The organism is Mycobacterium sp. UM_11, from assembly GCF_001414075.1.
Classification (GTDB): Bacteria; Actinomycetota; Actinomycetes; order Mycobacteriales; family Mycobacteriaceae; genus Mycobacterium.
This window is the reverse complement of the sequence record NZ_LATC01000024.1, coordinates 1-13,521: the sequence shown is the minus strand read 5'-3', so window position 1 is coordinate 13,521 and position 13,521 is coordinate 1. Positions and strand designations below refer to the sequence as shown.

The window sequence follows — 13,521 nt, the reverse complement described above, 5'->3', positions numbered from 1 at the left end:
CTACCTCCTATGAGAATTAAGGGTCCGGTCGGCTGCATGTGCGGCAATGTGATTCGCCGCAACAAACCCGAAGGTCATCGCGGGGCCGATGGTGGCGCCCGCCCCGGCGTAGCTGCGTCCCATCACCGGCGCGGAGGTATTTCCCACCGCGTACAGTCCGGGCAGCACGCTGTCGTCGTCGGTCAGCACCCGCGCGTATTCGTCGGTGCGCAGGCCGCCCGAGGTGCCGAGGTCGCCGAGGACGATCCGGAACGCGTAGTAGGGCGGGTCGCCCAGCGGGCGCAGGTTCGGGTTGGGCAGGGTCGGATCGCCGTAGTAGTTGTCGTAGACGCTGTCCCCCCGGCGGAAATCGTCGTCGTGACCCCTGCGGGCGAGTTCGTTGAAGCGGCGGGCGGTTTCGGCCAGATTCGCGGCCGGCACGCCGATCGCGGCGGCCATCTCCGCCCACGTCCTCGCCGCCTTGACGACGCCGGATTCGAGCCAAGCCCGGGGGACCTTACGGCCGGTGGGCACCGGCGCACCCGGGATCTTGGGGATGGGAAGGTGCCCGCCGATGACGTAGCGATTCCACGACCTGTGGTCGGTGATCAGCCAGCAGGGGATGTGGGTGACCCCGCTCTTGTGGCCATCGATCATGGCGTGGCCGAAGTCCATGTAGGGCGCCGCCTCGTTGATGAAGCGCTTGCCGTCGCCGTTGACGATGAACTGTGCCGGCATCATGCGTTCGTTGAGCATGAATTGCATGCGGCCATCCGGCCATTGGATGGCGGGAAACCACCAGGCCTCGTCGAGCAGGTCGGTTGCGGCGCCCAGCTTTTGGGCCGCGCGGATGCCGTCTCCCATGGCGGCGGGGTTACCGAAACTCCAGTCCTGGTCAACCACGGGCAGCAGCTCCTTGCGCCAGGCCAGGTCATGGTCGAAGCCGCCGGAAGCCAGGATGACGCCGCAGCGCGCGCCGATCCGCTGCTGGATTCCGTTTCGTTCCACCGCCGCACCCGTCACCGCGCCGTCGGCGTCGGTGAGCAACTCGGTCATCGGCGAGTCCAGCCACAGCGGGATGCCACGTTCGGTCATGGTCAGTCTGAGGCGGGCCGCCAGGGACTGCCCGATGGCGGCCATCCGCTCGCCGAACACCCGCGCCCTGACCATCCGCGCGATCAGCTTGAGCAATACGCCCTTGCCGGCCCAGGATTGCCGGATCCGGTAGAAGGTCCGAAGTTCCTTGGGTCCCAGCCAGATTCCCTTGGGTGCCAATGCGAGGGGTCGCAGGAGGCGCTGCTCGTCGGGGCCCAGCTCGCGCAGGTCGATGGGCGGCACGTTGATCGTGCTGCCGAGTTCGGACCCGCCAGGAAGTTCCGGATAGTAGTCCGCGTAACCGGGCTTCCAGACGAATTCACACCAGCCGGAGAGCCGTTCGAGTAAGGCGAGCATCTTGGGCGCGGATTCGACGTACTGCCGTATCCGCGCCTCGCTGACGAGTCCGTCGGTGATCCGCCGCAAGTACTCGACCACGCCTTCGGGTGACGGCGCGTAGCCCTCCCTGCGCTGCGCGGGCGCCCCCGGCACCCAGATGCCGCCCCCGGACAGCGCGGTGGAACCACCGAAGAACGAGGACTTCTCCACGACCAGCGCGTCCAGGCCGGCGGCGTTGGCCGTCAGGGCGGCCGTCATCCCTCCGCCGCCCGAGCCGACGACGAGCACGTCGACGACGTGGTCGAAACCGCGCTCCACGCCGGTCATTTCGGCACGGCCGTTCTGATGGCGAAGCCGGCGATCAGATCGGCGGCCGGTTTGTAGTAGCGCTCGACGGTGTCGTAGGGCCCGGCGCTGGCCAGCGCCGCGAACGCCGCGACCCACGTTCGGATTTCCTGGGCCGAGCTGCCGCCCTCGTGGGCGACGAACGAGTTCGACCACTGGTCGAGTTCGTCCAGCCACCCGCCGTCGATGATCTCGAGAAAGCGCTGATCCCACACCGGGTTCAACGCCTGCAGTTCGCTGTCGCCTGCCGCGAAGCGCTTGGCCGCATCGATCACGGCGGCCTGCCGGGCCTGCCGCTGCTCGGCCGTCATCGGCCGGCCGTGCACGATGCGCTCGAGCACCGGCGGCGGCGCGGTGGCCAGGGTGGGCACCGGCGGGCTGTGTGAAAGGCCGCCGGATCCCAGCAGCAACACCCGCTTGTCCAGCGTGGCCAGATACGAGCCGACCGCGGTCCCGAGCGCACGGCAACGACGTAATGGCCCCAGCGGCAGACCGATCGCGTTGATGAAGATCGGTATCACCGGGCGGGAAGTGGCCTCGCCGAACAGCTTCTCGAGCGGCTGGACGGTGCCGTGATCCACCTCCATGCAGGCCGAAACCGCAATGTCGACCCCGGCGTCGAGCACGGCTTCCGCGCAGTCGGTGGCGAGCTGCTCGGGAACGTCCAGCGGGCCGGCATGGGTGCCGTAATCCCCAACCCCGTTGGCGCTCGTGCCGATACAGAAGGGCGGCATCATCTTGTGGAAGAACCCGTTGTAGTGGTCCGGGGAGAAGATGGCGACGAGTTCGGGGTCGTAGTCGGCGACGAACTGTCGCGCGTGGGCGATCGCGGCTTCGATGTCGTCAACCAGGTCCTGCGGCGGCCCCGGAAGATTCAGGAGCGGGCTGTGCGACATACAGCACAGAGCCAGTGCCACTTTGCGTGTCACCCCCTCTCGGGATGAGGGTGAGCGCGGCAAGGAGCGCGGCGCTCAGGTCGGGGGCGAGCTGGGCGATGCAGGCGCCGGCGATGCACCGATCGGGACGCAGGAACAACACCGACTCCTGATGGGTGTCGAACCAAGATTTGACGGCGCCGCCACGGTCGCCGACGATCACGACGTCGGGATCGTCGTGTCCGGTCCAATGCAGCTGGGTCAGGGGTCGCAGCGCGATGAACCTCGCGCCCAACGCTTTCCAGTTCGCGAAGGCGACGTCGCCGAGTATCCTGCGCGGGTTGTTGTTCCAGCACAGCACGGCGAACCAGTCGCCGATTACGTCGTCCAGCAACACGTCCCGCTGCTCGCGGGTGTCGACCCGTGGCTGGATGAACAGGGTACCCACCGGTGAATCCGCCCGGCCGGGCGCGCTGTGCACGACGGCGCCCTGCTCGTAACGGGGCATCGGTTTGAACCGCATCTCCAGCACATAGCGCTTGAGCGACGGCACGATCGACGCGGACCGCACCAGCAGGTCGCGCGCGCCGGCCACCCGGCGGTTGGTCGGCGAGATCACTCGCCCCACCATGGTGGAGAGGTCGATCATCGCCCGCGCGTGCTTGCGCCGCTCGATGTCGTAGGTGTCCAGCAGCTTCTCGTCGGCCCGGCCGCTCACGACCGCGGCGAGCTTCCAACCGAGATTGGCCGCGTCGCGGATTCCGCTGTTGTAGCCCTGGCCCTGCCAGACCGGCATCAGGTGCGCGGCGTCCCCGGCCAGCAGCAGCCGGCCCTTGCGGAACGCGCCGGCGATCCGCGAGTGGTGGGTGTACACGCGCCGCCGGATCACGTCGACACGCTCCGGGTGCGGCACCATCCGGGCCAGCATCTGGCTCAGGAACGCCGGGTCTTCGGCCTGCTCGTCGGTTTCGTCGGCGTGAATCATGAACTCGAACCGCCGGATTCCGTGCGCGATCGAGATCGAGGCGTACGGACGTTCGGGGTCGGCGCCGACCTCGCTGTTGGGGTGGCCGAGCGGGTCGTTGGCGATGTCGACCACCAGCCAGCGCGTCGAGGATGTCGTCCCGTCGAAGGACACGCCCATCATGCGGCGGGTCATGCTGCGACCGCCGTCGCAGCCGACCACGTAACGCGTTCGTAGGCTGGACGATTCGTGGTCGCGTCCGCCGCCGAGTTCGACGATCACGCCGTCGGAGTCTTCCCGGCATGCCGTCATCGGACGGCCCCACCACACGTCGACGTGCTCGAACCGGTCCAGGCCCGCCAGCAGTTCGGCGTCGACAAGCGGTTGGACGAACCCGTTACGCTTCGGCCAACCGAAACGCGCATCGGGCGGGGCCATTTCGGCGAGCACGCGGCGCTTGGCGTCGACGAAACGCAGGATCTGGTTGGGCACCGTGTGCGGGACGACCCGGTCGGCCAGCCCCACCGACTGGAACGTCCGCAGCGCCTCGTCGTCGAGCCCCACGCCGCGTGGATAGTCGATCAGCGTGTCGCGTTCTTCGACCACGACCGTGCGGATGCCGCGCAGGCCAAGGATATTGGCCAACGTCAGGCCGACCGGTCCCGCCCCGACCACGACAACGTCGGTCTCGATCCCCGCCGGCTCACGCCCCGCGTCGACCATCACCGCCCCAGCAGGAAGTCGAGGTGCAACCGATTGAAGGTCTTGGGATCCTCGTACTGCGGCCAGTGCCCGCAGCCGGGCATCACCTCGAAACGCGCTCCCGGGATCATCGACGCGATGCGGCGACCCTCGGCGACGTCGGCGGTGGGGTCGTCGCTGGTCCACAGCACCAGCGTCGGCGCGATGATCGCGCCGTATTCGTCCGGGCCGATGATGTTGCGCGCCCGAATCTCGGGGTCCTGCAACGCCATGATGTCGCGCATGGCATCGACGAATCCCGGTTGGCGATAGACGCGCTGGCGGCTGGCGACCAAGTCGTCGTAGTCCTTGGACTTGTCCGCCATCAACCACTTGATCCGCGCTTGCACCGTCTCCCACGTCGGGTCCTCGGCGGCCGCCATCGACAAGGTGATGATCCGCTTCATCACCACGGGATCGGCTTGGGAGCCGCCGGCGGTGTTGAGGACGAGCCGGTCCACCACGTCGGGATGGTCGATCGCGGCGCGGGCCGCCACCCAGCCGCCCAGCGATTCGCCGCTGATGCCGGCGCGATCGACGCCGATGGTGCGCAGGACGGCCATCAGGTGCTCGACGTAGTGGCGGACCTCCAGCGGGTGGCCCGGCTTGTCGGTGTAGCCGTGGCCCAGCATGTCGATGGACCAAGTCCAGAAGTGCTCGGCGTGCGCCGCGAGGTTGCGGACGTACGCCTCGGCGTGGCCGCCGGACCCGTGCAGCAGCATCAGCACCGGCTTGCCCGGGTCGCCGGCCCGCAGGTAGCGGGTCCGCACCCCGCCGGCGTGGAGGTAGCCCTGCTCAAACGCGACGCCCTGAAGATCGCTCCAGATGCTCTCGAACTCCGCCACGATGCCTCTCTGGCCCAAAGTCGGGGAAATCTCGTTCTCGTTTTCGACGTATCTTGTGTGCTAATATCGCACACTGATGTGCGTTATATATAGAGCTTCGCTCTCGGGCCTGGGTCTGTCAAGGCTGTGACCGGTTCGGGAACGGGTTCGCAGACGCTGGCCCGGGGGCTGACCGCGCTGCAAATGGTCGCGGAGTCCCCCGCCGGGCTGACCGTGCAGCAGCTCGCCGACCAAGTCGGGGTTCATCGCACGATCGCCTACCGGCTGCTGACGACGCTGGCGGAGTTCCGGCTGGTGGCCAAGGGAGAGGACGGCCGCTATCGGCCCGCCGCCGGACTCGCCGTCCTGGGCGCATCATTCGACCGCAACGTGCGCCAGCTCAGCCTGCCGACGCTGCGCGCGCTGGCCGACGAGCTCGGCACCACGGTTTCGTTGCTCATCGCCGAGGGCGACCAGCAGGTGGCCATCGCGGTCATCGTGCCCAGCCACGTGGCCTACCAACTGTCGTTTCACGAAGGCAGCCGATACCCCCTGAACCGCGGCGCCGCCGGAATCGCCTTGCTCGCGAGCATGCCCCCGCGTCCGGGAGAACGGGACCTGGTCACCCGGGCACGCGAATGCGGGTGGGTGACCACGTACGGCGAAATCGAGCCGAACACCTACGGCCTCGCCGTCGCGGTGCGCCGCCCGGCCCCGTCCCCGCCAACCTGCATCAACCTCATTTCGCACCGGGAAGACGTGGTGATGCGCGGAAAAGATGCGGTCGTCAAAGCCGCGAGGCAGTTGTCCGAACTGCTGAGCTGAAGGGATACCGATCCATGTCGTGGGACATGCAAGCCGACGTAGTCGTACTCGGCAGTGGCGGCGCCGGGCTTACCGCCGCCCTCACCGCGGTGGCGTCCGGGGCCTCGGTGGAGGTCTTCGAGAAGGCGCCAACCGTTGGCGGCACCACCGCGGTGTCGGGCGGCGTGGTGTGGATTCCCGCCCATAATCGTTCGCCCGAAGGGGAATTGACGACCGCCGATGCGCTGCGATACCTGCGCGCGCAGTCCCTCGGCTCGATGGACGACGAGCTGGTCGAGACGTTCGTGCACACCGGTCCGGCCATGCTCGACTTCGTCGAGGCACACAGCGGCCTGCGCTTCGAGATCGCCACCGGCTTCCCCGACTATCAGCCCGAATTGCCGGGCGGGCAACCGACCGGAGGCCGATCGCTCACTGCCGCTCCCTTCGACCTCGCGCAGTTGGGCGAATGGGCCACGCGGATCACGTCGTTTCCCGCCGACTGGTCCAACGTCGGTTTCGACGCCGAGACCAGGGCGCGTCTGCACGCGGCGATCGACGAACGAACCGGCCACCTCTGCGTCGCCGGCACCGCGCTGATCGCGGGGCTCCTCAAAGGCCTGCTGGATGCCGGCGTCACCCCGCACACCGGCGCGCGCGCCGAACAGCTGATCGGCGAGGGCGGGGAAATCACCGGGGTGCGGATCGGCCTTGCGGGACGCACCGTCAACGTTCGCGCCCGGCACGGCGTCATCCTGGGCACCGGCGGCTTCGAATGGGATCCCGCTCTGGCGCAGGCCTTTCTGCGTGGCCCGATGCACGGCGCGGTCTCTCCGCCCAACAACACCGGGGACGGCCTGCGCATGGCGATGGCACACGGCGCCGATCTGGCGAACATGGGCGAGGCCTGGTGGGTGCCGATCGTGCAGATCCCCGGTGACACCATCGACGGCAGGCCACGCAGCCGCAGCGTGCGGTTGGAACGAACGCGGCCACGCAGCATAATCGTCAACTCGGCGGGGCGCCGCTTCGTCAACGAGGCATGCGATTACAACTCTATGGCCGGCGCCTTCCACTACCTCGATCCCCGCGGTGGCTACGTCAACGACCGCGGCTGGATGGTGTTCGATGCAATTCACTTGCAGCGCTACGGATTCCTGGGTGTCGAACCGGGACAGCCCGTTCCGGACTGGTTCTGCGAGTCGGCCGACCTCACCGAGTTGGCCGCCAAGGCGGGCATCGACGCCGACGGCTTGATCCGCACCGTCGAGGACTGGAACCGCCACGTGGCGGCCGGGGCCGACCCCGACTTCGGGCGCGGCTCCAGTGCTTACGACGGTTATTGGGGCGACGGCAGCGCGACCACCCTCGCCGGCAAGACCCTCGGCCCGATCGACACCGCCCCCTACTATGCGGTGCCGGTGTGCATCGGCGCGATGGGCACCAAGGGCGGCCCCCGCACCGATCGCGACGGGCGCGTGCTGCACGTCGACGGCGACCCGATACCCGGGCTGTTCGCCGCGGGCAATGCGATGGGTGGCGTCACCGGACGGGCCTATGGCGGTGCGGGCGGGACATTAGGTCCGGCAATGGTTTTCGGCTACCGCGCCGGCCACGCGGCCGCCACCGGGAAGTCCGTCGACCTGAAGTAACGGGACGCGCGACGTCGGCCTATCTCGCGATCGGCAGCTCGATGCAGACGTGGGTGCCCACCGGGCCGTCGAGGAAGACGAACCTTCCCCCGGCGGCCTCGATGCGGGCCCGGTGGGAAGCGACTCCGATGTGGCCTTCGCCCAGGCGGCGCGCCATCGTCTCGTCGTCGAACCCCACGCCGTTGTCGATCACATGCAAGACGCAGGTCTCGTCGGTGATGCCGAGCATGATCGAGGCGCTGTCGGCCCGCGAATGTTGCACCACGTTGGACAGCAGCTCACGCACCGCGCCGAAGACCACCGGGTCGATCTCGCTGCGAATCGGGTAATCGATGTCGGTCTGAATCTCGATACCGGATCGTTGGGCGGTCACGGTGGCCAGTTGCTGGACCGCGGCCGCCAAGCCGACCTGCTCGAGGACGGCCGGATGCAGCTCAAAAGTCGCCTGCCGCAGTCGCTCCGAGGCCAACTGCAGACCGGCCATCGCGCGCGCGACGCGGTCATCACCGGGTAGCGCCGCGTCCAACTCGACGAGTTCCTGGCGCACCGCCAGGATGTCCTGCAGCGGACCGTCGTGAATGGATTCCGATATCCGCCGTTGCTCGACGTCGGACGCGGTCATCGTCTGAGCGAGCAGCTCCTCGCGCAGCGTGCTGAGCCCGGCCACCGAACGGGTGTGCCGCTCCTCGACCCGAACGGCCACAAACGCTGTGACACACAGGAATCCGTACAGCAGGAACCGAAACGTGGCCTCGGTGACGCCGATCGAGCCGACCATCTCCGGGTCCTCGAGGACCGCGATCGCGAAACCCACCATCGAAAAGATCAGCACCACCGTCGCCCGCCGGGACGAGACATCGAGGCCGATCAGGATCGGGAGCGCCGTCATGATGAGCAAGGGATGGAGTCCGTTGGTGGACAAAATCTGAAAGACCGTCAGCACGACAACGTCGATGACGGTGAACGCGAACGGCTCCAGGCGGCCGACCTGGGCCAGCCGGCCGCGGCCGAGCGATCGCCGGCTGCGCGGGAAGGCCAGCGCCAGCGCGCACGTCGCGACAACCGCGTACGCCACGATCAGCTGAGTTTGCTGAGCCCACTCCGATCGGCGGGTGCCGCTGAGCATGGCAGCCACCATGAGACCCACCACGCCCACCCGCAGGACCGACGCGAGTCGGTAGGAGCGCAGCTGGTGAAGCTTGCGCACCCGGCCCAGTTCCGCGTCGCTGGCGACCGCCACGCGAACACAGTACTCACCCACGCGCTCACCTCACGGCAAAGCGCCCGGACACGTAACGGACATTTCTCCAATTCGATCGACGCTTTGCGGGCTAAACTCATCGCCATGGCCGGCCCAGCGACGCCCGACATGGTGCGGGTGGTTGTGGGCGACGATCACCCGCTCTTTCGTGAGGGCGTGGTGCGTGCGCTAGCAGCGAGCGGTTCGGTGGATGTGGTCGCCGAGGCGGAGGACGGCTCGGCGGCATTGGAATTGATCAAGCAGCACCGGCCCGATGTCGCGCTGCTCGATTTCCGGATGCCCCGCATGGACGGCGGGCAGGTGGCGGCGGCGGTGCGCAAGCAGGAATTGCCGACCCGGGTGCTGCTGATTTCGGCACACGACGAGCCCGCCATCGTGTACCAGGCATTGCAGCAGGGCGCCGCCGGGTTCGTGCTGAAGGACTCGACCCGCAGCGAGATCGTCAAGGCCGTCCTCGACTGTGCGCAGGGCCGCGACGTGGTGGCGCCCGCCCTGGTCGGCGGCCTCACCGCGGAGATCCGCCACCGGGCCGAGCCGACCGGACCCGTCCTCAGCGCGCGAGAACGCGAGGTGCTGAACCGGATCGCGCGTGGTCAAAGCATCCCCGCGATCGCCGGCGAACTGTACGTCGCCCCGTCGACGGTCAAGACGCACGTGCAACGCCTCTACGAAAAGCTCGGCGTCAGCGATCGCGCGGCCGCCGTCGCCGAGGCGATGCGGCAAGGACTGCTCAGCTAGCGGCCGACCAGTGGTCCGGCTCGCTGACGGCCGCCGCCCCCTCTACCCGCAGCGCGTTCGCGAAGGCCGCGGCCTCGGCCACCAGGTGGCGAGCGCGGCGCTCCACCTCGTAGAGGTGGCCGGCGCTCACACCGGCGCGGGTCAGCTCGCGCCGGGCGAAAACCAGGGGGTCGACGCCGGAGGGGTGGTTGGTGCGGTAGGTGACCGCCTCGACCATGCTGGGTCCACCGCCGGCGCTCGCGCGATCCGCCGCTTGGGAGACCGAGTCATACACGGCCCCAACGTTTTTGCCGTCCACCGACAGCACCGGTAGTCCGTGGCGCTCGCGTGGGCCCCGGCGCACGCCGGATGCCTCGCGGATGTTCTCGACAACGAACACCACCGGGAGCCGCCACGACAACGCTATGGCGGCGGCCGATTTGAACTCGGCGGAGTTCACCGCGTCATCCCCGATGACGCACAGCGTGACCTTGCCCTCGCCGGCCACCTGCTGGGCATAGGCGTCGCCGAGCGCGAACAGGATCGACTGCCGCAACGGGTCGGCGCCGGCGAAGATCTGCTTCCATTCGGTCGCGAACGGGCTTTCCTTCCGACCGACGGCCACGGCCGGGCGGGGGGTGATCATCTCGGCGATGGCCGGCCCCAGGGGAAGGAGATGGCCGACCCGCTGGGCGTGCTCGAAATGGCGGATCGAGGTGCTCATGATGTCGCCCGGCCGCAGGGCGGCGATGGTTCCGACGGCCACGGCCTCCTGGCCGAACGCGGCCACCATGGGTCCGTTGAGCAACCCGTCGATGCGCGACTCTTCGAGCGCCATGTCGAGCAGTCGCAGGACCCACATGCGGCGGTACAGCTCCAGCTGCTCGCCGACGTTTGCGGCCGACATTTCGGGGTTGCGAGCCATGTGCCGGGTCTCCTCACTCATCGCGGATCGTGCCGTTGGGCACAAGATCAAGGTAGGGAGATTTGCCCGGGCGCAACTCCGCCGATCGGTCCGCGAACGGGGTGAATCCGGGTTCCCCCGATCGGGGGACAGGACGAGCCCTTAGTCCTGGTCCCGGGCGGTCGGTGAGAGCAGCTGGTCGGCCGCCGAGTACGGGTCCTGGTCACCGTCGACGACGGTCTGGGCGAGCCGGTCGAGCTCCGGCCTGCCCCGCAGCCGGGTTTGGGCCAGCGACAGGATCTGCGCCCGGGCGCGGGCCAGCCGGCGGGCGCGGCTGTCGGCACGGTGGTGGTCTTCGATCGCGGCCACCAGCTCCGCAATCCCCTCGCCGCGGGCCGCGACGAGGGTCACGATCGGCGCATCGGTCTCGGCGCGCAGATCCCGCACGGTCTGTTCGGCGCCGTCGCGGTCCGCCTTGTTGACGACGACGATGTCGGCGACCTCCAGCACGCCCGCCTTGGCGACCTGGATCGCGTCGCCGGCACCGGGATTGAGGATGACGACGGTCGGGTCGGCGACGGCGGCGATCTCGATCTCGGACTGCCCCACCCCCACCGTCTCGAGCAGGACCACGTGGTAACCGATCGCCCCGAGCAGCCGGATGGCCGCGGGGACCGCGGCGGCCAGGCCCCCGAGGTGACCGCGGGTGGCCACCGACCGGATCAACACGTCGGAGTCGTTGATGTGCGCGGCCATTCGGATGCGGTCGCCCAGCAGGGCCCCCCCGCTGAACGGTGACGACGGGTCCACGGCCAATACCGCCACCCGGTCCCCCCGCTCCCGGTAGGCCCCGACGAGCGCGGCGATCGTCGTGGACTTGCCCGCGCCCGGCGGCCCGGTGATGCCGATGACGTTCACCGGTGACGGCTCGATACCGGCGAGCACCTCGTCGCGGCGATCGCCCTCGACCAGGGAAAGGAGCCGACCCGCCGCGCGCGGAGATCCCTTGCGCGCGCCCTCGATCAACTCGGGGATGTCCATTTAGGGGGCTGGCACCTCGAGGACGGTGGCGGACACGATGACGGCGTCAGGCACGGGTCTTCTCCAGTTCGGCGAGCGCGTTGCGGGGGTTCGACGACCCCCGCGATTTATGAGAACACTATTCTCTCATTCTGAGAGTCAGCGTTGCAAGGAGAGGTCGGCTCGCGAGCAGTCGCAAAATCGCATATACCAGCATCGCGTGGTGCGATTCTGCGTCTGCTCGCCAACCAGGAGGCTCGTCGGCAATGGACGGAATGATCGCGGTTCCGGGCGGCAACGTGTGGTTCGAGCGCGTCGGCGGCGGACCGGGCCTTCCGCTGCTCGTCGTGCACGGCGGGCCCGGGTTGCCGCACACCTACCTGCGTTCGCTGGAGCGGTTGGCCGACGAGCGCGTAGTCATCTTCTGGGACCAGCTCGGATGCGGCAACTCCGAGCGCCCCGCGAACCGCGACTTGTGGACCATGCAACGGTCGGTTGCCGAAATGGACGCCGTCGTAAAGGGCCTTGGCCTCAACGGCTTTCACCTCTTCGGCAACTCGTGGGGCGGGATGATGGCGCAGCAGTACGCGCTCGACGTACCGTCGCGCGCCGTCAGCCTCACCATTTCGAACAGCATCGCGTCCATCCCGCAGTTCTCGCAGATGGTGGCCCGTCTGAAAGCCGAGCTCGATCCCGAAACGCAATCGGCCATCGATCGGCACGAGGCCGCCGGTACCACGCATGCGGCGGAATACCAGGACGCCATCCGCACCTGGAACGAGACCTACCTGTGCCGCGTACGCCCCTGGCCCGCAGAGCTTTTGCAAGCTTTCGCCAACATGGGCACCGACATCTTCGAGACCATGTTCGGGCCGAGCGACTTTCGCATCGTCGGGACGGTCCGCGACTGGGACGTCTTCGACCGGTTAGCCGAAATCACCCTGCCGACCCTGATCCTGGCCGGCAGGTTCGACGAATGCGTGCCCGAACATATGTGGGAGATGCACCAACGCATCGCCGGCTCGCGCTATGAGCTGTTCGAGTCGACCGCTCACATGCCCTTCATCGAGGAGCCGGACAAGTTCGACCGAGTGATGCGCGACTTTCTGCGGCTGCACGACTGAGCGGTGCCCTCAGTTCTTGCCGGCCGCCAGCTTGGTGACGATCGACCGGAAGTCTTCGGTCGTGAACGACTGGTGCTCGGCCGACAGGGCGTAGTCCAGGCTGGCCAGCACCGCCCGCTCGAGGTGAATGTTGAGCACCCGCTTGGTGCTTTCGACCGCCTGCTGGGGCAGCTCCAAAATCTTTTTGGCACACGCGATCGCCTCCGCGAGCGGGTCGGCGGCGACGTGGTTGGCCAGCCCGAGTTCGACGGCGCGCTGCGCGCTGATCCGGGTGCCCGTCAACGCGAACTCCTTGGCCAGCAGCAGGCTGATGTGCAGCGGCCAGGTCAGCGGGCCGCCGTCGGCGGCAACCAATCCCACCTGCACGTGCGGATCGGCGAGGTAGGCCTCTTCGGCGATGTAGACGATGTCGCTCAGCGCCACCAGGCTGCAGCCGAGCCCGACGGCCGGGCCGTTGACCGCGGCCACCACCGGAATACGGCACCGCGCCATACCCAGCACGATCTCGCGGCCGTCCCGAATGGTCTTGGCCCGCAGGTCCGCATCGGCCGACAGCTCCTTGAGATACGAGAAATCCCCGCCGGCCGAAAACGCCCTGCCCGCCCCGGTGATGACCGCCGCGCGGGCACTGGGGTCATCGGTCAATCGCTGCCACAGGCGCGCGAGCCCGACGTGCAGGTCGTCGTTGACCGAATTGAGCGAGTCCGGCCGGTTCAAGGTGATGATCCGCAGCGGACCGTCGGCTTGGACGTCGATTTCGGCAGGCATGTCGTACACGTCAGACTCCTTCTATATTCGTGACCCGCTTCACCCGGGCTCCGCCCGCGTTCGCGATCACTCCGTCTATATTCGTGACCCGCTTCACCCGGGCTCCGCC

Annotated in this window: 12 protein-coding genes; 4 read left to right on the top strand and 8 right to left on the bottom strand. The window is 68.2% G+C overall.

The window, feature by feature from the left end; genetic code table 11:
• The 4 genes from WU80_RS08685 to WU80_RS08670 are packed head-to-tail and all read right to left on the bottom strand — an operon-like array spanning position 1 to position 5,183.
• Positions 1 to 1,740 carry an FAD-binding protein gene (locus tag WU80_RS08685; RefSeq protein ID WP_055401950.1) on the bottom strand — a complete coding sequence of 580 codons (1,740 nt, stop codon included), beginning with the start codon at positions 1,738 to 1,740 and terminating at the stop codon, positions 1 to 3.
• Positions 1,737 to 2,654 carry a 3-carboxyethylcatechol 2,3-dioxygenase gene (locus tag WU80_RS08680; RefSeq protein ID WP_055401948.1) on the bottom strand — a complete coding sequence of 306 codons (918 nt, stop codon included), beginning with the start codon at positions 2,652 to 2,654 and terminating at the stop codon, positions 1,737 to 1,739. Before WU80_RS08680 ends, WU80_RS08685 begins: the two co-directional genes overlap by 4 nt.
• Positions 2,602 to 4,320 carry a bifunctional 3-(3-hydroxy-phenyl)propionate/3-hydroxycinnamic acid hydroxylase gene (locus WU80_RS08675; RefSeq protein WP_055401946.1) on the bottom strand — a complete coding sequence of 573 codons (1,719 nt, stop codon included), beginning with the start codon at positions 4,318 to 4,320 and terminating at the stop codon, positions 2,602 to 2,604. Before WU80_RS08675 ends, WU80_RS08680 begins: the two co-directional genes overlap by 53 nt.
• Positions 4,320 to 5,183: an alpha/beta fold hydrolase gene (locus WU80_RS08670; protein ID WP_055401944.1), complete on the bottom strand. Its 864-nt coding sequence runs from the start codon at positions 5,181 to 5,183 to the stop codon at positions 4,320 to 4,322. Before WU80_RS08670 ends, WU80_RS08675 begins: the two co-directional genes overlap by 1 nt.
• A 126-nt stretch (positions 5,184 to 5,309) precedes the next feature.
• Between WU80_RS08670 and WU80_RS08665 the strand changes: the two genes are divergently transcribed.
• Both WU80_RS08665 and WU80_RS08660 read left to right on the top strand, forming a co-directional pair.
• Positions 5,310 to 5,987, top strand: a complete 678-nt coding sequence (locus tag WU80_RS08665) for an IclR family transcriptional regulator (protein ID WP_055401942.1) — start codon at positions 5,310 to 5,312, stop codon at positions 5,985 to 5,987.
• A gap of 14 nt (positions 5,988 to 6,001) precedes the next feature.
• Positions 6,002 to 7,618, top strand: a complete 1,617-nt coding sequence (locus WU80_RS08660) for an FAD-dependent oxidoreductase (RefSeq protein WP_055401940.1) — start codon at positions 6,002 to 6,004, stop codon at positions 7,616 to 7,618.
• Between the two features lie 19 nt (positions 7,619 to 7,637).
• On the opposite strand, the gene WU80_RS08655 is transcribed toward WU80_RS08660, so the two are convergent.
• Positions 7,638 to 8,858, bottom strand: a complete 1,221-nt coding sequence (locus WU80_RS08655; protein ID WP_055401938.1) for a sensor histidine kinase — start codon at positions 8,856 to 8,858, stop codon at positions 7,638 to 7,640.
• 105 nt (positions 8,859 to 8,963) lie between these two features.
• On the opposite strand from WU80_RS08655, the gene WU80_RS08650 reads away from it, so the two are divergent.
• On the top strand, positions 8,964 to 9,617 hold the full coding sequence (locus tag WU80_RS08650; RefSeq protein ID WP_055401937.1) for a response regulator transcription factor: 654 nt from the start codon (positions 8,964 to 8,966) through the stop codon (positions 9,615 to 9,617).
• Here the strand turns inward: WU80_RS08650 and WU80_RS08645 are convergent.
• Entirely contained in the window at positions 9,610 to 10,503 is an 894-nt protein-coding gene (locus tag WU80_RS08645; protein WP_055402030.1) for a thiamine pyrophosphate-dependent enzyme, read from the bottom strand. The genes WU80_RS08650 and WU80_RS08645 overlap by 8 nt on opposite strands.
• Positions 10,504 to 10,662: 159 nt before the next feature.
• Positions 10,663 to 11,541, bottom strand: coding sequence for a methylmalonyl Co-A mutase-associated GTPase MeaB (gene meaB, locus WU80_RS08640; protein WP_055401935.1), 879 nt, complete (start codon positions 11,539 to 11,541; stop codon positions 10,663 to 10,665).
• A gap of 245 nt (positions 11,542 to 11,786) precedes the next feature.
• Here meaB and WU80_RS08635 point away from each other — a divergent pair, with 245 nt between their 5' ends.
• Positions 11,787 to 12,644 carry a proline iminopeptidase-family hydrolase gene (locus tag WU80_RS08635; RefSeq protein WP_369808505.1) on the top strand — a complete coding sequence of 286 codons (858 nt, stop codon included), beginning with the start codon at positions 11,787 to 11,789 and terminating at the stop codon, positions 12,642 to 12,644.
• Positions 12,645 to 12,653: 9 nt separating this feature from the next.
• Here WU80_RS08635 and WU80_RS08630 read toward each other — a convergent pair whose 3' ends face one another.
• Positions 12,654 to 13,421 carry an enoyl-CoA hydratase/isomerase family protein gene (locus WU80_RS08630; RefSeq protein WP_055401933.1) on the bottom strand — a complete coding sequence of 256 codons (768 nt, stop codon included), beginning with the start codon at positions 13,419 to 13,421 and terminating at the stop codon, positions 12,654 to 12,656.
• Positions 13,422 to 13,521: the final 100 nt, after the last annotated feature.